The following is a 17,145-nucleotide window of genomic DNA, read 5'->3' as shown; positions in this document are numbered from 1 at the left end:
CCACCAGTGCCCGGCGTGTACACAAGGACGTTGTCACACAGGAGTTTTACCGTGCACAAGTTTCTGATTCTGGCCGCCAGCCTGCTGCTCGGCGCCTGCGCCAGCAACCCGCAGACGACCTACCAGCAAGAGGTCAAGGCGGGCAAAAGCCCAATGGCCAAGAGCGCCCTTGAGGCCATCCACAACACCCAGGCCATCCCGCTGCCGCTCGATACCGGCCTGCTGGCGCCGCAATGGCCGATCAGCGCCGATGAGCCGCGCCTGGACTTCGGCAGCTCGATCTCCAACTACCGGATCTTTTCCCTGCAGCTGAAAAAGGGCGAGCGTTACACCCTCAACGTGCATTCACTGTGCAACGAGCCTTGCATGGGCGTCAGCAAGTACGCCCTGAAACCACGCGCCATGCTGCTGGACGCTTACGGCGCGGTGATTGCTGACAAGCCTTCGCGTGCCGAAGCCGTGGTCGGGCAGATCAGCCTGAGCTGGGATGGTGAAGCCGCCGAAGACGGCACCTACTACCTGCTGGTGGCCGCCGACAACGACGACATCGGCGAAACCATCGTGATCGACGATGTCTGGGTCAACAACTCGCCGCTGATGGCAGTCAAGGTAGACATGCAAAGCGCACCGTTCGGCAAGATCAGCGCATTTTCCAGCACTCGCACCAAGTAACTATTCAGCACACTCGACAACTCAACATCCCGCTTCCCTCGCCACGCCAGGTCCCCATCTCAAGGTACCTGGCGTGTCGTATCTCTGTGCAACACCTGATCAAGGATGAGCCATGAAAACTCTGCATTACCTTGTAGCCGCACTGTTCAGCCTGAGCCTGACCGGCTGTGTATCTTTCACCCCGGCCGGCCCGATTGGCGACCCTAAACAGCGCGCCAGTTACACCCAGCCCCGCGCAGTCATGGTCGATGACGTGCAGATCTCCGACAGCAAGCTCAACGACAACCTGCGCAAAACCCTGAGCAGCCAGTTCACCGAACAGCTGAGTAACCGCATCGAACGCGGGGAGTACTTCGCGAAAGTCATCAGCTTCCCGGCCACCCTCGGCGAGCAGGATGTAACGCTCAAGCTCAACCTCACCTCGCTCAAAGGCAAGCGCACACCTCACCCGGCTTATTTTCCCGGTGCCCTGCTGACACTGACCATGTGGATCTGGGTCAACGGTCCCATCTATGTCGACAAATATGACCTGGCCGGCGAGCTGTCGATTACCGATGTCCAGGGCAAGTTGCTCGCCAGCAGCCGCCAGCAGGTCAAGCTCGACCAGAACACCGGCCTCTGGGACAACGACTACTTCAACATGTCGCTCGGCTCAGACCAGCTCAACCAACTGGTCGAACAACTGCTGCAAGACAGCACCCGTCAACTCGCTCGCCCCTAACAAGGACGTTACACATGAAAGCATTGTTTGCAGCTCTACTCGCCACCGCCCTCCTCTCACTAACGGGCTGCCTGTCCTACTCGCACAAGGATCTGGCCCAAGTTGAGCAGTGGCCACTGACAGCGGCCGAGCAACCTACGCAGTCGGCCTACCTCAAGGTTGATAGCCAATACCTGTTCAATGACCAAACCCGCGCCGGCGGTTTCAACCAGGCAAACCTGGAGAAACTGATCGTCAAGCAGTATCAGGACAGCAAGCGTTTCAGCAACGTCACCACGGCCAAGCAAAACTCCGACCTGTATATCAGCGTGCGAGTGAGCAACCATGAGCGCGGCAGTATTGCCAGCGCAGTCATCACGGGTGCCACGCTGTTTGTCATACCGGGCAAGTTCAGCAATGAGCTGAGCATGGAAACCACCTTCAAGGACGGTTCCGGCAAGGTATTGGGACGTATCGAGAAGAGTGAAACCATTACCACCTGGATGCAGCTGCTGCTGATATTCGCCCTGCCGTTCAACGAGTCGGTCGACCCAATCCTCGACCAGCTGACCCAGAGCAGCTTGGAAGAAGCCGCACGACAGAAGTTGATCTAGTCACACAGCACCCGGAACCACGGCCGCAATGGTCGTGGTTGCAAACAGCCCATCCGCCCACTTATTGATCCATCGCAAGATGCTCTGCCCCTGGCGCCTTAGCCTATGTCGATGACTTCCACTGCCATCGACGAGGTTTCCATGAGCATCACCTCTGCCAGCATCTGCGCGGCGGCCGACCAACTGCAGGGTTTTGTCGGTTTCAATGCCAAGACCGGGCGCTATATTGTGCGTTTTTCTGAAGACTCCTTCGGCCTCGACGTGCTCGAACATAGCATTACCCCCACCTGCGAATTTGTCTGGCGCGCCTTTGACGGCGAGCTGATGAACCTCGACCGCGCACGCCTGCAACTGCTGCTGGAACAGAATATCGATGACCGCCTGGCTATCAGCGAGCCGCTGCGGGTCTATATGCGGCGTACCGATATGCCGGAGATCAGCGCCGAACGCCGTCGCCTTAACGCCTGAGCAGCTTGGCGAGGTGGCCGAATTGACCGAGGGTTGTTCACTTACACCCTCACAACAACGGCGCACGGCAGACTAAGCTCGACGAGTCAGAATCACTCGCCAAGGAGCTTGCCGATGTTCGATGTGCTGATCAAAAACGCGCTGTTTTTCGATGGCAGCGGCGTGCCCGGCGTCGTGCGTCACCTTGGCATCCGTGACGGCAAGCTGGCCTGCATCAGCGCCAGCGCCCTAGATGAAAATGGCTGCGGCCAGGTGATTGATGCACAAAACCGCTGGGTGACACCCGGTTTTATCGACATGCATACCCATTACGACGCCGAACTGGTGGCCGCCCCTGCGCTCAAGGAATCGGTGCGCCATGGCGTAACCACGGTAATGATCGGCAGCTGCTCGATCAGCATGGTGTTGTCCAGCCCCGAGGATTGCTCGGACCTGTTTACCCGCGTCGAATCGGTACCGCGCGAGCATGTCCTGCCGCTGCTGCAGGCGCGCAAGACCTGGAACAGCGCCGGCGAATTCGCCGCCTTTCTCGATCAGCATCCGCTGGGGCCGAACATCTGCTCCTTCCTCGGCCACTCTGATTTACGCGTTGCCGTGCTTGGCCTGGAACGTGCGGTAGACGCCAAGGTACGCCCCAGCGAAAACGAACTGCAGCAGATGGAACGCTTGCTGGAAGATGCACTGGACGCCGGCCTGCTCGGCTTGTCGAGCATGACCAATCCCTGGGACAAACTCGATGGCGACCGCCAGCGCTCGAAATCCCTGCCCTCGGTCTATGCACCCTGGGCCGAGTACGCACGGCTGAACAAGATCCTGCGGCGGCGCGGGCGCATTCATCAGGGCGCGCCAAATCTGGTGACCAAGCTCAATGTGCTGGCCTTTCTCTGGGACAGCATCGGCGGTTGGTGGCGCAAGCCGCTGAAGACCACCCTGATCACCCTGATGGACGTCAAAGCCGACCCTTGGCTGGCGCCGATTCTCGGCCCACTGACGCGCTGGATCAATCGCCTGACCCACGCCGACTTCCGCTGGCAAACCCTCCCGGTGCCGTTCGAAACCTATGCCGACGGCATGGAGTTCGTGGTCTTCGAGGAATTTCCCGCCGGCCAGGCCGCCCTGCACCTGGCTAACCACGACATGCGCAGCCAGCTGTTTCAGGACCCAGCCTACCGCCTGCGCTTTCGCCAGGACGTGGAGAAGAAATTCGGCCCACGGGTCTGGCACCGCGACTTTGACGACGCCTGGATCGTCGACTGCCCGGACGCCAGCGTGGTCGGCAAAAGCGTCGGCGAACTGGCCAAGGCCCGCGACGAGCACCCGGCCGATCTATTCCTCGACCTGCTGGTGGCCCACGGCCCGCGTCTGCGCTGGCGCACGCTGATCGCCAACCATCGACCCGAGGTGGTGGAGAAACTGGTGTGCGAGCCGAGCACGCTGATCGGCTTTGCCGACTCCGGCGCGCATATCCGCAATATGGCCTTCTACAACTTCGGTGTGCGCCTGCTCAAACTGGTGCACGACGCCGAGCTGCGCGGCCAACCGGTGATGCCGATTGAAACCGCTATCTGGCGCCTGACCGGCGAGCTGGGTGAATGGTTCGATATCGATGCCGGTCGGCTGTATGAAGGCGCGCGAGCCGACCTGGTGATCATCGACCCGATGGCGCTGGATGAATCCCTGGCCAGCTATCAGGAAGCGCCGATGGAGGCCTTCGGCGGCCTGCAGCGCATGGTCAACCGTGGCGCGGCGGTGGATGCCGTGCTGATCAACGGACGCATCGCCTTTCAGCACGGCGAGTTTGCCAGCGACCTGGGGCATGCGCGCGGCTACGGGCAGTTTCTCCGCAGCAACGCCTAGCTCAGTTGCAGGGCATGCGACCTACGGCATAACGGCGGCGCGCCAGGCTGGCATAATGCGCGCCGCACAGCCCGGCAACGAAACGCCGGGCCGGTATTGAAAGGACTCTAACCGAAATGCCCCGCACACTTTGGCAGGCGGCCTGGCGCTGGCTTTGCGGCCTGCTGCTAGTGAGCCTGCTAACCCCACCACTGCAGGCCGATGACAGCGGCACCCTGCGCTACCCCCGCAGGGCCGATGGCGATGAATTTCGCTCCATCTATGCCCTGGCGCAGCTGCAACTGGCGCTGGATAAAGCCGGCAGCTCGCTGCGGCTGGAGCCTTCGCACTACAGCATGGAGCAGGAGCGCGCCCTGGTTAACCTGGAGCACAACGCACACCTCGACATAGCCTGGAGCATGACCAGCGTTGAGCGCGAACAACGCCTGCTGCCAGTGCGTATTCCGCTGGAGAAGGGGCTGTTTGGCTGGCGTATCGCCCTGCTGCCAAAAGACCGCGCGCAGCTGCTCAAGGATGTGCGCAACCTGGCTGACCTGCGCCAGTTTTCCGCAGGCCAGGGCCACGATTGGCCGGACAGGGAAATCCTCCGCGCCCAGGGTTTGCCGGTCAGGGTTTCATCCAGTTACGGCAGCCTGTTTCGCATGCTGCAGGCGCAGCGCTTCGACTACTTTCCGCGCTCGGTGATCGAGATATGGGATGAGCTGGAGCACCCGCGCGGCAAACAACTGGTCGCCGATCCGCATGTGCTGCTGCACTACCCCACGGCGATGTATTTCTTCTTCTCGCGCAAACGCCCGGAGCTGGCGGAAACCGTGCGCATCGGCATGGAGAAGGCGATTGCCGATGGCTCCTTCGAGCGGCTGTTTCAGCAGCACTTCGCCGCCAGCCTGCAGCGCGCGCAACTCGACCAGCGTCAGTTGATCGAGCTGCATAACCCACTGTTGCCCAGCGCCACGCCCTTGCAGCGGCGCGAGCTGTGGTTCACGGCGCCGTCGGTACGCTAGGCGCAGGTTGCGCCAGGGTGGTTTGCACCACGTTGCGGGTGTGCGCACCGAAGCGCTTGAACAGCTCTATCAGCAACTGCTCCAGCAGTGGATCGGCTTGCGCCTGGGCCAGCTGATTACCACCGCTAAAACCCGGAGCCGCCACCGGCTTGCGCGCCAGCCACTGGCCAATCAACTCATCAAAGGCATCGGCACTGGCATAGGACTCGGCCGCCACCACCTGCTGCGCGTAGTCCACCGAATAGGCCGGGTAGCTGTCCTGCGGGTTCTGCCTATAGGCCTGCAACAGGGGCGACTCCGCCTGTTCGGCCATCAGCTGCTGCATGCGCTGCAGCTGATATTCCTCGATGGCCGTGTGTCGATCCGCGACGCGGGCAATCGCCGCCAGACGATCTTCGGGATAGCCAGCGGCACCTTTGAGAGCGATCAACATCAGCTCGGCCGTGGCAAAACCCGGCACGGTCTTGGCGTGGTAGGGCTGAGTCAGGTCTTGCATATAGTGCAGCGCCCAGCCAAGAAAACGGTAACCCCAGTAATCGTGGCCGCTTTCCAGGGCCAGCCGTGCCAGACCGCTGTACTGGTAAATGCGCCAGTGCGGCAAGGTGCGACGTAGATAGGGCGCGGCCTGCAACACCAGCGCCGGCTCGTGGTAGTAGCCGATATGGAACGGCGCCTGGGAGGAATACTCGAAGCGCGCATCGCCAAAGGGCTGCGCGCCGAAGTTGTACTGCCCGCCGACTTCGCCAGGGTTGTCGCTGAACAGGTTGATGTCGTGGCCATAGTCCGGCTCATCGGCCGCACTGCTGAGCACCTGCACCGCATTCACCGACTCACCGGGCTGCAGGGCCAGATAACGCCAGTGGCTCCAGGGGCCGATCTTGCGAAACACCAGCACCTGCTCAGCGGCCAGACGCGGCCGGCCGTCATCGGCCTGCCCCGGCAACTGCTGCACAAAGCCAGCCAGACGAATCTGCGGATTGACCCGCAGCGCCTGCAAAAATGCACCGCGTCTGTCAGCCGCAGTTGTGGTCGCAGCACTGAAACGCAAGGCATCCGGACGCGCCGGGTAATCGGCAAAATGCGCGCGGGCAAAGGCTTCCTGCTGATCCAACAATTGCTCGATGGCCGGGGCCTGAGCATCGAGAAACGCCTCCAGCGGCTCGTAGCGCAAGGTGCGCTGCAGCTCCGGTACGGCCTGCAATGCCAACTGGCTGCCCAGCGAATGATTGGACCAGGCCAGCGCGCTTAACGGCTGACACGCCAGGCAACAGGCAGATAGCAACAGGAGCAATGGCTTCACGGAGACTCCGACAACGGATGGCAGGGCAAAGAGGCGTAGCCTAACGCCAAAGCCGCCATCTGGCACTGTCGTATCAAGTCAGTCCATTCACTAATCGAGCAGCACGCTGCCTGCCCAGCCAGATTGAGCTAAAGCGCAAACAGCGCAGCCGCCACCAGCAATCCAGTCACCAGCAACAACCCCAGTGCCAGCAAGGGCTTATTCAGGCCGCTGGATGCACTGGCAGGCGCGGCCGCAGCGCGCATCGGATTGGCCTGCGCAGCCGTACGCAGCGGGTTGGCCTGGCTGCTCGGCGAGCTGGACAGAGGCGCCGGCTTGAGCGGCTTGGGTAGGTCCACGGCGCGCATAAACAGCGTGGCATCTTCATCTTCGCTGGGCGCCACGGTGCTTTTCGGGCCGATCACCAGCAGGCTGACCGAGCCCATTTTCAGCTGGTCGCCCGGCTGCAGCACTGCGGTGCTGACCTTCTGTTGATTGACCAGCAGGCCATTGGCCGAGGCCAGATCCTTGACCTCCAGCACGTCATCCTTGAGATAAAACTCGCAGTGCCGACGCGACAATTCCTGGTCGCTGAAGCACAGCTCGCACTTCACCGAGCGGCCAAAGGTCATGGAACCATTGATATGGAATTTCTTGCCTTCGTGCTCGCCCTGAATCACCTGCAGATACCAGCGTGCAGCCTGCTCGGCCTTGGTCTTGCTGCGCGCCGGGTCGACCAGCAGCAGCTCCACCGAACCCAGGCGCACACGGTCGTCGGCGCGCAGCTGGAAGCGCGTATTGATGCGCTCGTCATTGACGAACGAGCCGCTCGGGCTGCCGACATCGGTCAGGTAGTAGAAACCATGGTCCTGGCGAATTTCCGCGTGAAACGGAGCGATACTCGGGTCTACCAGCACCAGGCTGTTGCGGCTGTCCTGGCCAATGGTGAAACGCTCGTCGACCAGCCAGATCGGCGCCTGACGATTATCACTGAAGTGAATTTTGAGCATCTGCGCACTCCGCCAACATCCGTTAAACAGCCATCAGTAACCCGCCGCACCTTGCCATCAATAACCGGCACCATGGGCAAGGCGCGCATGCTGCCTGCCAATCAGGCCAGTAGCAATACGCCAGCACCGCGACTTAATCAAATAGGTTGTTCCACAGCCGCTTGACCGGGTTAACCGGTGCCGGCGGCTCTGCAGCTGTCGGCCGGCGCCGAGGCGTCTGGGCCAGGCGCACGCGCTGTTCGTGGCCATCGAGCAACTGCAGCAACTGCTCGTTGGCCGGCTCCACTTCCAGACCCTGCTGCACCAGCGCCAAAGCCAGGGCAAACTCGCGGCGCTTGTAGGCGGCTTCGCTTTGCTCGATATAGCGCTGCGCCACCCGGTTGATCCCGGCCAGCGCCAGCAGATTATCGGGCTCCCAGGCCAGCACTTGGCGGAAGTAGTGGGTGGCACTGTCATCTTCCGGCAGCAGCAACTGCTGATCGGCCAGACGCTGTTCGGCCAGCTGCAGGTACTGATTGATCCGCGCCTGCAGCACCCGCGCCAGGCCATCCAGAGCCGCCGGGTTGTCAGCATCGAGCGCCAGCACCTGGCGGAACAGGTAGTCGGCGTTGTCCTGCGGCGGCTCCAGCAGGTTGCCGTTTTCCAGGCGCAGCTCGGCGCGCGCCAGGTAGTCGCTGATCTGCTTCTGCTGATACAGGTGATAACCGCCGCCGGCCGCAACGGACAGCAGCAAGACGCCGGCCAGCAGCCAGACCCACAGCGCACTGCGCGCGGATTGGCTTCTGGCCGGTTTGCCCAGGCTCAGCGCCGGGGCGATGCGCGTGCTGTCCGGGTCATCACGGGTCAGTTCATCGAGGCTCGCCAGCAGCACCTTGCAGTCGGCAAATCGCTCATCCGGATCTTTTGCCAGCATGCGCTCAAGCAGCCACTGGTAGCTCTGCAAATGCGCCGGCAGTTGCGGCACGTCCATCTGCAGGTGGTTCATCACGGTCTGGGTGTAGTTGGCGGCGCGATAAGGATTGGCGCCAGTGAGCATCTCCAGCAGGATCACCCCCAGGCTGTAGATATCACTGCGCGCATCCAGCGCCTGGCACTGCGCCTGCTCAGGGCTGCTGTAGGACGGGCTGCCAACGGCGATGCCGAACTGGGTCAGGTCATGGTCCAGCTCGACTTCCTTGGCCACGCCGAAATCGGTGATCACCGCCGTGCCGTCGCTGCGAAAGAGGATATTGGCCGGTTTGATATCGCGGTGTACCAGGCCTTTGTCATGCACCACGGCCAGACCGCTGGCCACCTGCTGAACGATGCGCAACGCACGCGGCAGGTCGAACACCTCGCCCTTGTGCTGCGCCAGATCGCCACCGGGGACGAATTCCATGGTCAGGTAGTGGCGCCCATCGGCCAGTTGGTCGATGTCATAGATGGTGATGATCGAGGGGTGATGCAGGGACGCCACGATGTGGCCTTCCTTGAGAAAGCGTTGGCTGAATGCCTGATCATCCGCGCTCAACAATACCTTGATCGCCACCTTGCGCTGCAGCGACGTCTGGGTGGCCAGGTACACCTCGGCCATGCCGCCTTTACCCAGGCGGCCATGCACCTGATAACCGGGAATCTCGAGCAATTGTTCAGTCATGGGAGTCAGTGCACACCGGCGAATTAGGGCTTGCGGGAGGTAAACAGGCGGCTGAGCAAACCGCGCGGTTTGGCCGGGGCGCTGGGCGTAGCCGCATCAAGGCCGAGCACGATACAGGAGATATTATCCTTACCGCCCGTTTCGTTGGCCTGCACCAGCAGCTGTTCCACCAACTCATCGAGGGTCTGGGCGTTGCTGCACAGCTGCTGGATTTGCGCGTCGTCCAGCTCGCCAGTCAGGCCGTCGCTGCACAGCAGCAGCAACTCATGCTCACCGAGTACGCCCTGCTGCAAACCCACCTGCAACGGCTGATCATCACGGCCCAGACACTGCAGAATGACATTGCGCTGCGGATGGCTGCGCGCCGCCTCGGCGCTCATCTGCCCGGCATCGATCATCGTCTGCACCCAGCTGTGGTCGTGGGTCAGGCGCTCGATATGCCCGGCACTGACCCGATAAGCCCGGCTGTCGCCGACCCAGGCAATGCTGAATGCAGCGCCGGCAAAGCGTACGGCCACCAGGGTCGTGCCCATGCCGCGCTGCTCATCGGCACGCGCCACGCTGAGAATCTCCCGATTGGCTGCATGCACCGCTTCGAGCAACTCCGCGCCTGAGGCGCAGGCCGCCTGCAGCGTCTGCAAGGCCAGGGCGCTGGCCACTTCGCCGCATTGATGGCCACCCATGCCGTCGGCAATCGCCCACAGATTCAGCTGTGGGCAACACAACAGAGCATCTTCATTGTGCCCACGCACCCGCCCAGGCACGCTCTGGCCGGCATAAATCAGCGCTTGTTCCATCAACGTCTCGACCTAGGGTTCAACAGTCGCACAGCAAGTAGGCTGCACGCGGCGTAATACACCGCATGATGCGGCGGCAAACTCAGGCTGTCACCGCCAGCCGCCGATTTTGCCGGTGAACTGTTAACCAGTCGAACCCAGGTCTGCTACCTGGCTAGTCGGATAACGCCCCAGCTATTCGCCCAGCATGGGCGTAGACTCGAATCACCAGCCTCGCCTCACCGCGAGGGGATGGCCCGCTCCAGAACATTCAACCACGACATTGTCAGAGGTGAAGATCATGAGCAAAGGTATGGACTCGAAGAAACAAGTGAAGAAAAAGCCGCTGAAAACCGCCAGCGAAAAGCGTCTGGACAAAAAAGACAAGCAAGGTGCCAAAACCCTGCTCGGCAGCCACGCCGCCAGCGTCTGAGCCACCGGCCTGAGGCGAGCAGCCCGCTTGCGCTCAGGCATCCACTCACCGTCGCAACAGTACCTGCAATGCACTACCGCCTACTCCCCGCCCCGCTCAAACCACTTGCCGACAAGTTTTACCGCAGCCAACGCTCAGCCATGCGCGCCACTACCGGCGCCCAGCTGTGGGTGGCAGAAGACCGGCAAATCGTCGCCGCGCTCTGTCTGCATCAGGTCGCGCACGGCCACTGGCTAACCAGCCTGCTGGTCGATAGCGCACGGCGCGAGCAAGGCATCGCGCGCCAGTTGATCGAAACCGCGTTGGCCGATTGCGCCACACCGGTCTGGCTGTTCTGCCATCCGCAGCTCAGCGACTTCTACCTGCGCCTGGGCTTTGCCCCCTGCACCGACCTGCCTCAGCCGTTGGCTGAACGCCTGAGCCGCTATCAGCGCACTAAAAGCCTGCTGGCATTTTCCCGCATATCTTGCGCAGGCCTTACGGCACAAGGGTTGGAACCTTAGTACCAGATAACACCAACACCATTCGGCAGATAGTGGCCCATGCTGGCACTTTGCTGGATTTTACTATTGCCATCGCCAGGGCAAGCTCTGCATGCTTAGCTCATAACAACGACAACAATGGCCTTTACCTATGCGCATATCGCGGTTGCTCAGGCGCCTGCGTAACGACTTCCAGTTGTCCATCATTACCTTGATGGGCCTGTTTGGCGTGATTGGCATTACCCCCTATGCCGTCTACCGGCTAGCCACCGGTAACTACCTGGTAGGCTCCGCCGACACCGTGATTGTGGTTTCCACCGTGCTCGCGGTGCTTTACGCCTGGCGCACCGGTGACACGATCAAACCCGGCATTTACTTGGCCACCATCTTCTCTGCCGGCGCAACGCTGATCGCCATCAACCTGGGCGTCAACGGCCTGTTCTGGATCTACCCGCTGATCCTCTTCAACTTCTTTATGGTGTCGCCCGCCAAGGCCTTGCTGGCCACTATTTTGGTGCTCACCACATTGGTTGGTTACGGCCAGTTAAAGCCCGGCTCGGTGTTTGAAAGCGACTACCAGATGGTTTCATTTCTGGTCACCAGCATGATGGCCAGCACCCTCAGCTTCGTGTTTGCCTACCGCACCAGCAGCCAGCGTGACCAGCTGCAACAACTGGCCATCCACGACCCGCTGACCGGTGCGCGCAACCGCCGGGCAATGAATGAAGAGTTGAAGATCGCCGCCTCCATTTACCGCCGCCACGGCAACAGCTACGGCGTACTGGTGATGGACCTGGACCATTTCAAACGGATCAACGACAGCCACGGCCACCAAGCCGGCGACCAGGTGCTGGTGGACTTTGTCGAACTGATCAAAAGCTCATCGCGCAAGGAAGACCGGTTGTTCCGCTTCGGCGGCGAAGAGTTCCTCCTGCTGCTGCCCAACACCGAACGCGCCGGCCTGCTGGCGGCCGCGCAACACCTGCAGCAACAAGTGGCGCAGCACCTGCGCGGCCCCGGCGGAGCGGTGACCATGTCAGTCGGCGGGGCCATCCTGCGCCGCGACGAGCACTGGGAAAACATGCTGCAGCGCGCCGATGAACGCCTGTATCGCGCCAAGAACGCCGGGCGGGACTGCATTGTCATCGATGACGGCGTCGATAAAACCAGCAGCCTGCCTATCACCTGAGCAAAGGGTCTGATGCCGTTTCGTCGCGAACCGCGTTGCTGCGAAAAATCTCGCCAGGCTAGGCGGAGGACGCAGGTAATGGTTGTTCCCTTGCCAAGTCCTCCAACACCGCATGGCGAGATTTTGCGCGCAACCCGAAGGGCCGGGCCTGTTTTAGCGCGATACTGCGTTTCTCGACACTCATTTGGAACAACCAAACTTCGTGTCTCGTGCCTTGCCTCGCGCTAAAACAGGCTCCGGCGCGGCCGCGAACGAAACGGCAACAGACCCTCGGGTTTATCTTTGCTTACAACTTGCGCGGGAAAATTCTCGCGCGCTGCCGGCAAGGCTGTAACAACTCGGCTTTGTCTCTGTCTATTGGCCACACCTCACACAGAGCACTGCCATGAAAAGACGCTCCCTGCTCAAGGGAATGGCCCTGTTGCCAGCCCTGCCCCTGCTCGGTCACGCCCCACTCAGCCTGGCGCAAGCCATCGCCAGCAGCGTGACACCGCTGGATAAACCCCATGACGCCTGGCGTGCACTACTGACGCCCGAAGCCTATGCCGTGCTCTTTGAAGAAGACACCGAAGCCCCCGGTAGCAGCCCGCTGAATCAGGAAAAACGCGACGGCACCTACCTCTGCGCCGCCTGCTACCTGCCGCTGTTCGCCAGCCAGGACAAATATGAAAGCGGTACCGGCTGGCCCAGCTTTACCCAGCCGATTGCCGGCCATATGGGCACCAAGCGCGACTTCAAGCTGTTCTTCCCGCGCACCGAATACCACTGCGCACGCTGTGGCGGGCATCAGGGTCATGTCTTCGATGACGGCCCGAAACCGCGCGGCGAACGTTGGTGCAACAACGGCGTGGCCCTGCGCTTTATCCCCCAAGGCGAAGCCTTACCTGAGCTGCGGAGCTGAACATGACTGCTATCACCTCGACCTGGCGCCGCCGTCTGCTGGCCAGCAGCATCCTCGTTCTGGGCGGTCTACTGGCCGCCTGTGAACCCAGCGCCGCCCAGGCGCCGCAGCCGCAAGGCAGTACGCCAACGGTGGAAAACCCTGGCGTGGCGATCTTTGCCGGCGGCTGCTTCTGGTGCACCGAGTCGGATTTCGACAAGGTGCCTGGCGTGATTGAAACCACCTCAGGCTATATCGGCGGGCATGTCGACAACCCCACCTACGAACAGGTCTCAGCCGGCAGCAGCGGGCATATCGAAGCAGTACGGGTGCGCTTCGACCCGAGCAAGACCAGCTACGCCAAGCTGCTGGAAGCCTTCTGGCCCACCATTGACCCGATCACCGCCAACGCCCAGTTCTGCGACCGCGGCCCGCAGTACCGCAGCGCGATTTTCTACAGCAACGCAGAAGAACAGCAACTGGCTGAAGCCTCCAAGGCCGCCCTGGAGAAATCCGCGCGTTTGCCTGCGCCGGTGGTTACGGAAATCCTCGCCGCCAGCACCTTCTACCCCGCCGAGGACTATCACCAGGACTACTACCAACGTAATCCGCTGCGCTACAACTACTACCGCAACGGCTGCGGTCGTGATCAACGCCTGGAAAAACTCTGGGGCAAAAAGCAGTAAACCGCGCCCATCAGCTGGCCCTCGCGCCAGCTGATGACGTTGTATTCAGCCGCTGATACCTGGATGCGGCAACCGCCGTATCCGCTATGGTTGAGCCCACACCTTGCCCAGTGAGCACGCCATGGCCCCGTTGAAACCGCTGTTCAAACTCACCTCGCTAATCGCCCTGGGCGGCTGGCTGATGCTGGTCTGCCTGCCGCTCTGGTCCTATACCGATGAACTGGTGCTGGGCCTTAGCGTGGTTCTACTGGCCATCGTCTACAGCTGGCTGCTGTTTGTCGCGATGCGCCAACGCCCCGAACCGGGTAGCGGCAGACCCGGTTTCTTCAGCCTTGGTGGGGTGCTCTCGCTACTGCGCCAACCCACCGCCGCGCTGGCGGCTTGGGTGCATATCCTGGCGTTCGATCTGATGGTCGGGCTGTATATCCGCCACGAAGGCGCCATCGCCGGCATCAGCCACTGGGCACTGCTGCCCTGCTATGTGCTGACCCTGATGTTCGGCCCGTTGGGTTTGCTGGCGTTTCTAGGCTTGCGCTGGGGCTTGGTGATAGCGGCCTGAGCTAGCGACTGCGCTCATAGTATTCAGTGCTTTGCCCAGGATACTGCTGCACCCGGTAGCCATTGGGGTATTCAATGGTTTGCTTGATCGTTCCGCGGTTTTCTATCGACTGGCTGCCGTAGCGCTGCTCATGACGCTGCAGGCCGTCGGGTAGGCGCTGCCCGCCATAGAGGTTATGGCTTTCGATAGTCTGCGAGCTGCCGATGCTGCCACTGGCACCGGGGCTGATATAGGTTTTCGGAATGACCCGCAGCGTCTGTGGCGCCTGCTGCTCGGCATACAACGGCGTCACCAGCAGCACCCCCACCAGACCGAGCACATATCTGCACATCGTCATCACAACCTCTGCGCCATCGGCGCGCAACGAACCTGAAGGTTTGGCAACACCAGCACGCCTGCGGTTCCGACCATTGATCCAGACAGAGCATCCGCATACGGCTTGATCGCTCAAATAATGAGCAATCATCCTCGGTTTGTGGGAAAGCACAAGCAACCCCAGCGTTCAACGCAGGCTAAGCACTTCGCACAACCCGCAGTGCTGTTTCGCGATACCCGTCCCGCTTAATCTGCTGAGCATTTATTACTATCAACGGCTATGCATTCGCCTGAGCATTGCCAATCAGATGACTATTCGTATCGCGCTACTGCTTCTCGCCTGCCTGCCCAGTTTGGCGCTTGCTGAGCAATTCATCTGCCGGGTGATGACCATCAGCGAAGGCGACACCTTCAGCTGCCTGACCACGGAAAACAAACGGCTGCGTGTGCGCCTTGCAGAAATCGACGCACCGGAAAGAAAGCAGCCCTATGGCGCCGAAGCCAAGCAAGCCCTGTCTGATCTGGTATTGGAAAAGCAGGTGGTCCTGCATGTGCAAGAGGTGGATCGCTACGGCAGAACGCTGGCTCGGGCCTATGTCGGCAGCCTTGATGTGAATCACACCCTGGTCGCCCAGGGCGCCGCCTGGGCCTATACCAAACAGCTGAAAGACCACCGGCTCAAAGATGCCGAGACCCTGGCCAGAAACATGGGCAAAGGCCTCTGGCAGCTTCCGGCCGAAGACATAGTCGCGCCCTGGGACTGGCGCTACGCCGGCAAAATTGCCGCACCGCAAAAAACCAAGCCCAGTCGAACGGCGTCGTTCTCCCAGTTTGGTGGCGGTTAACGGATTGGCTTAGATGGTGCCGGTGATAGGAATTGAACCTACGACCTTCGCGTTACGAGTGCGCTGCTCTACCGACTGAGCTACACCGGCAAGATATTGCTTAAGTCGCGCAGCACACCAGCAGCAACGCGACTCAAGCTGTCACTCAAGCCTAGCAAGCCAATTGCAGCACGTACGGTTCACTGCTGGTGCAATGCAGTGAACCGCAAACGCAGAGCGCTGCTTACTTGCTCGGCAGTTCGATACGGTCTTCGTGGATCACGATGCGACCCTGCTTGTACAAGCCGCCGATGGCTTTCTTGAAGTTGCCCTTGCTGACCCGAAACAGCCCGGCAATTTCTTCAGGCGAGCTTTTATCATTCACCTTGAGCACGCCATCGTGCTCGCGCAGCTTGGCCAGAATCTGCTCACCCAGGCTGCTGGCGGCTTCCTGACCAACCGGCTGCAGGCTCAGGCTGATCTTGCCGTCAGCGCGCACTTCCTTGATAAAGCCTTTTTCCTGCATGCCGCTGCGCACGAACTTGAACAGCTCGTTCTTGTGGATCAGGCCCCAATGCTTGCCATTGATAATGGCCTTGAAGCCCATATCAGTGGATTCGGCCACCAACAGGTCGACTTCCTCGCCCGCCGTGTAGTTGGCCGGCACATTGTCCAGGTAACGATCCAGGCGTGCGGTGGCAGTGATGCGTTTGCTGCGCTTGTCGAGAAACACATGCACCACGCAGTAATCACCAATCTGCAAGGGGCGTTTTTCTTCGGAGTGCGGCAGCAATAAATCTTTCGGCAAACCCCAATTAAGGAATAAGCCCACCCGGTTTATATCCACAACTTTCAAACTGGCAAATTCGCCCACCTGAACTTTTGGCTTTTCCGTGGTGGCAATCAATTTGTCTTCACTGTCCAAGTAAATAAAGACGTTCAACCAGTCTTCCACTTCACTTGGGGTATCGCTCGGGATATAGCGTTTGGGCAATAGAATCTCGCCATCCGCGCCGCCATCCAGATACAGGCCGAAGTCGGTGTGCTTCACGACCTGCAAACTATTCATTCGTCCAATTACCGCCATGATGCCCTACCCTCATTACCAGGCCGGCATTCTAGCCGACTCGCCTGTTAATTTCTCGGCCTACCGGCCATCGCACGGTGCCAGCCGGATGACCTTGCGGGGCAATCCGACCGATGGCCCAGGTCGCGAGATGCCGCCTCAACACGAATTATCTATTCGTATTAAAACAACCACTTACTGGTATATCCGCTAATTACCCGGACTATTTACAGAATAATCTCTCTGCATATCGCCACATCCGGGCTTTATTTATCAAGCAATTGTCAAGCATTTCGAGTATTATGCGCGGCCAAATTAATTTTTGAGTAGGTTAATGGCCGTCATGCGCGTAAAAGCATCCAACAGCAAACCCAAGCCGGCTCCAGCCGTGGAAACCAGCGCCTCGATCGACGCACAGATCGAAGCCTTCCTGAAATCCGGCGGGGAAATTCAGCAAATTGCCAAAGGCGTCAGCGGCCAGGTGTACGGCACCACCAAGCAGATCACCATCGGTAAAAAGTAACGCTTTCTGGCCATGCAGCGCTTTGCTCGCAATGACAAGGCGCTGGCCAGTGCATAACCCCTCCCCATCCCCCGCGTCTTTTCCCATCCCGACATCAGTTGTTTTGCCCTTTTGCGCCCCAGCCTCTGGCGCTTAGCACAACCTTGTTTCAGAATCATGTCAGCCCGCGTCT

At 60.5% G+C, this 17,145-nt stretch carries 20 protein-coding genes and 1 tRNA gene; 14 read left to right on the top strand and 7 right to left on the bottom strand.

Annotation, left to right across the window (positions count from 1 at the left end; all coding sequences use genetic code 11):
* Positions 1 to 51 precede the first annotated feature (51 nt).
* The 6 genes from P3C18_RS07125 (at position 52) to P3C18_RS07100 (ending at position 5,315) form a co-directional block, all read left to right on the top strand.
* Positions 52 to 672 (top strand): hypothetical protein, encoded by a 621-nt coding sequence (locus tag P3C18_RS07125; RefSeq protein WP_275961141.1) that lies wholly within the window; start codon positions 52 to 54, stop codon positions 670 to 672.
* Between the two features lie 112 nt (positions 673 to 784).
* Complete coding sequence (locus P3C18_RS07120; RefSeq protein WP_275961140.1) at positions 785 to 1,393, top strand: hypothetical protein; 609 nt, start codon at positions 785 to 787, stop codon at positions 1,391 to 1,393.
* A 14-nt stretch (positions 1,394 to 1,407) separates the two neighbouring features.
* Positions 1,408 to 1,986 carry a hypothetical protein gene (locus tag P3C18_RS07115; RefSeq protein WP_275961139.1) on the top strand — a complete coding sequence of 193 codons (579 nt, stop codon included), beginning with the start codon at positions 1,408 to 1,410 and terminating at the stop codon, positions 1,984 to 1,986.
* Between the two features lie 141 nt (positions 1,987 to 2,127).
* A complete protein-coding gene (locus P3C18_RS07110) occupies positions 2,128 to 2,454 on the top strand; it encodes a DUF2025 family protein (RefSeq protein ID WP_275961600.1) in 327 nt (108 codons plus the stop codon).
* A gap of 114 nt (positions 2,455 to 2,568) precedes the next feature.
* Entirely contained in the window at positions 2,569 to 4,311 is a 1,743-nt protein-coding gene (locus P3C18_RS07105) for an amidohydrolase family protein (protein ID WP_275961138.1), read from the top strand.
* A 116-nt stretch (positions 4,312 to 4,427) separates the two neighbouring features.
* On the top strand, positions 4,428 to 5,315 hold the full coding sequence (locus P3C18_RS07100; protein ID WP_275961137.1) for a hypothetical protein: 888 nt from the start codon (positions 4,428 to 4,430) through the stop codon (positions 5,313 to 5,315).
* Here P3C18_RS07100 and P3C18_RS07095 read toward each other — a convergent pair.
* From P3C18_RS07095 to P3C18_RS07080, 4 genes are all read right to left on the bottom strand, one after another.
* Positions 5,293 to 6,606: a phospholipase gene (locus P3C18_RS07095; protein WP_275961599.1), complete on the bottom strand. Its 1,314-nt coding sequence runs from the start codon at positions 6,604 to 6,606 to the stop codon at positions 5,293 to 5,295. The genes P3C18_RS07100 and P3C18_RS07095 overlap by 23 nt on opposite strands.
* A 137-nt stretch (positions 6,607 to 6,743) precedes the next feature.
* Complete coding sequence (locus P3C18_RS07090) at positions 6,744 to 7,604, bottom strand: FHA domain-containing protein (RefSeq protein ID WP_275961136.1); 861 nt, start codon at positions 7,602 to 7,604, stop codon at positions 6,744 to 6,746.
* A 133-nt stretch (positions 7,605 to 7,737) separates the two neighbouring features.
* Entirely contained in the window at positions 7,738 to 9,240 is a 1,503-nt protein-coding gene (locus tag P3C18_RS07085; protein WP_275961135.1) for a serine/threonine-protein kinase, read from the bottom strand.
* 23 nt (positions 9,241 to 9,263) lie between these two features.
* Complete coding sequence (locus tag P3C18_RS07080; protein ID WP_275961134.1) at positions 9,264 to 10,037, bottom strand: protein phosphatase 2C domain-containing protein; 774 nt, start codon at positions 10,035 to 10,037, stop codon at positions 9,264 to 9,266.
* Between the two features lie 280 nt (positions 10,038 to 10,317).
* Between P3C18_RS07080 and P3C18_RS07075 the strand changes: the two genes are divergently transcribed.
* The 6 genes from P3C18_RS07075 (at position 10,318) to P3C18_RS07050 (ending at position 14,245) form a co-directional block, all read left to right on the top strand.
* On the top strand, positions 10,318 to 10,449 hold the full coding sequence (locus tag P3C18_RS07075) for a hypothetical protein (protein WP_275961133.1): 132 nt from the start codon (positions 10,318 to 10,320) through the stop codon (positions 10,447 to 10,449).
* 68 nt (positions 10,450 to 10,517) lie between these two features.
* Positions 10,518 to 10,952: a GNAT family N-acetyltransferase gene (locus P3C18_RS07070; RefSeq protein WP_275961132.1), complete on the top strand. Its 435-nt coding sequence runs from the start codon at positions 10,518 to 10,520 to the stop codon at positions 10,950 to 10,952.
* Positions 10,953 to 11,082: 130 nt separating this feature from the next.
* Positions 11,083 to 12,120, top strand: coding sequence for a GGDEF domain-containing protein (locus P3C18_RS07065; RefSeq protein WP_346015624.1), 1,038 nt, complete (start codon positions 11,083 to 11,085; stop codon positions 12,118 to 12,120).
* 385 nt (positions 12,121 to 12,505) lie between these two features.
* A complete protein-coding gene (gene msrB / locus P3C18_RS07060) occupies positions 12,506 to 13,021 on the top strand; it encodes a peptide-methionine (R)-S-oxide reductase MsrB (protein WP_275961130.1) in 516 nt (171 codons plus the stop codon).
* A 2-nt stretch (positions 13,022 to 13,023) separates the two neighbouring features.
* A complete protein-coding gene (gene msrA / locus P3C18_RS07055; RefSeq protein ID WP_275961129.1) occupies positions 13,024 to 13,686 on the top strand; it encodes a peptide-methionine (S)-S-oxide reductase MsrA in 663 nt (220 codons plus the stop codon).
* A 121-nt stretch (positions 13,687 to 13,807) separates the two neighbouring features.
* Positions 13,808 to 14,245 carry an ABA4-like family protein gene (locus P3C18_RS07050; RefSeq protein ID WP_275961128.1) on the top strand — a complete coding sequence of 146 codons (438 nt, stop codon included), beginning with the start codon at positions 13,808 to 13,810 and terminating at the stop codon, positions 14,243 to 14,245.
* A 1-nt stretch (position 14,246) separates the two neighbouring features.
* Here P3C18_RS07050 and P3C18_RS07045 read toward each other — a convergent pair whose 3' ends face one another.
* A complete protein-coding gene (locus P3C18_RS07045; protein WP_275961127.1) occupies positions 14,247 to 14,582 on the bottom strand; it encodes a hypothetical protein in 336 nt (111 codons plus the stop codon).
* A 286-nt stretch (positions 14,583 to 14,868) separates the two neighbouring features.
* Between P3C18_RS07045 and P3C18_RS07040 the strand changes: the two genes are divergently transcribed.
* Positions 14,869 to 15,405, top strand: a complete 537-nt coding sequence (locus P3C18_RS07040) for a thermonuclease family protein (RefSeq protein WP_275961126.1) — start codon at positions 14,869 to 14,871, stop codon at positions 15,403 to 15,405.
* 14 nt (positions 15,406 to 15,419) lie between these two features.
* Here P3C18_RS07040 and P3C18_RS07035 read toward each other — a convergent pair.
* Positions 15,420 to 15,495: transfer RNA gene (locus tag P3C18_RS07035), tRNA-Thr, on the bottom strand.
* A gap of 133 nt (positions 15,496 to 15,628) precedes the next feature.
* Complete coding sequence (locus P3C18_RS07030; protein ID WP_275961125.1) at positions 15,629 to 16,471, bottom strand: S1-like domain-containing RNA-binding protein; 843 nt, start codon at positions 16,469 to 16,471, stop codon at positions 15,629 to 15,631.
* Between the two features lie 313 nt (positions 16,472 to 16,784).
* Here P3C18_RS07030 and P3C18_RS07025 point away from each other — a divergent pair, with 313 nt between their 5' ends.
* Complete coding sequence (locus P3C18_RS07025; RefSeq protein ID WP_169852821.1) at positions 16,785 to 16,973, top strand: hypothetical protein; 189 nt, start codon at positions 16,785 to 16,787, stop codon at positions 16,971 to 16,973.
* Positions 16,974 to 17,145: the final 172 nt, after the last annotated feature.

Source organism: Pseudomonas sp. 1928-m (genome assembly GCF_029269135.1).
GTDB lineage: Bacteria > Pseudomonadota > Gammaproteobacteria > Pseudomonadales > Pseudomonadaceae > Aquipseudomonas.
Note: the sequence above shows the minus strand (reverse complement) of the source record. Positions and strands in the feature narration are given on the sequence as shown.

Coding starts and splice junctions, on each gene's coding strand:
- P3C18_RS07080 (WP_275961134.1), bottom strand. CDS start 10,037: ATGGAACAAGCGCTGATTTATGCCGGCCAGAGCGTGCCTGGGCGGGTG.
- P3C18_RS07085 (WP_275961135.1), bottom strand. CDS start 9,240: ATGACTGAACAATTGCTCGAGATTCCCGGTTATCAGGTGCATGGCCGC.
- msrA (WP_275961129.1), top strand. CDS start 13,024: ATGACTGCTATCACCTCGACCTGGCGCCGCCGTCTGCTGGCCAGCAGC.
- P3C18_RS07115 (WP_275961139.1), top strand. CDS start 1,408: ATGAAAGCATTGTTTGCAGCTCTACTCGCCACCGCCCTCCTCTCACTA.
- P3C18_RS07040 (WP_275961126.1), top strand. CDS start 14,869: ATGACTATTCGTATCGCGCTACTGCTTCTCGCCTGCCTGCCCAGTTTG.
- P3C18_RS07065 (WP_346015624.1), top strand. CDS start 11,083: ATGCGCATATCGCGGTTGCTCAGGCGCCTGCGTAACGACTTCCAGTTG.
- P3C18_RS07025 (WP_169852821.1), top strand. CDS start 16,785: ATGGCCGTCATGCGCGTAAAAGCATCCAACAGCAAACCCAAGCCGGCT.
- P3C18_RS07045 (WP_275961127.1), bottom strand. CDS start 14,582: ATGACGATGTGCAGATATGTGCTCGGTCTGGTGGGGGTGCTGCTGGTG.
- P3C18_RS07070 (WP_275961132.1), top strand. CDS start 10,518: ATGCACTACCGCCTACTCCCCGCCCCGCTCAAACCACTTGCCGACAAG.
- P3C18_RS07050 (WP_275961128.1), top strand. CDS start 13,808: ATGGCCCCGTTGAAACCGCTGTTCAAACTCACCTCGCTAATCGCCCTG.
- P3C18_RS07030 (WP_275961125.1), bottom strand. CDS start 16,471: ATGGCGGTAATTGGACGAATGAATAGTTTGCAGGTCGTGAAGCACACC.
- P3C18_RS07105 (WP_275961138.1), top strand. CDS start 2,569: ATGTTCGATGTGCTGATCAAAAACGCGCTGTTTTTCGATGGCAGCGGC.
- P3C18_RS07110 (WP_275961600.1), top strand. CDS start 2,128: ATGAGCATCACCTCTGCCAGCATCTGCGCGGCGGCCGACCAACTGCAG.
- P3C18_RS07075 (WP_275961133.1), top strand. CDS start 10,318: ATGAGCAAAGGTATGGACTCGAAGAAACAAGTGAAGAAAAAGCCGCTG.
- P3C18_RS07100 (WP_275961137.1), top strand. CDS start 4,428: ATGCCCCGCACACTTTGGCAGGCGGCCTGGCGCTGGCTTTGCGGCCTG.
- P3C18_RS07120 (WP_275961140.1), top strand. CDS start 785: ATGAAAACTCTGCATTACCTTGTAGCCGCACTGTTCAGCCTGAGCCTG.
- P3C18_RS07090 (WP_275961136.1), bottom strand. CDS start 7,604: ATGCTCAAAATTCACTTCAGTGATAATCGTCAGGCGCCGATCTGGCTG.
- msrB (WP_275961130.1), top strand. CDS start 12,506: ATGAAAAGACGCTCCCTGCTCAAGGGAATGGCCCTGTTGCCAGCCCTG.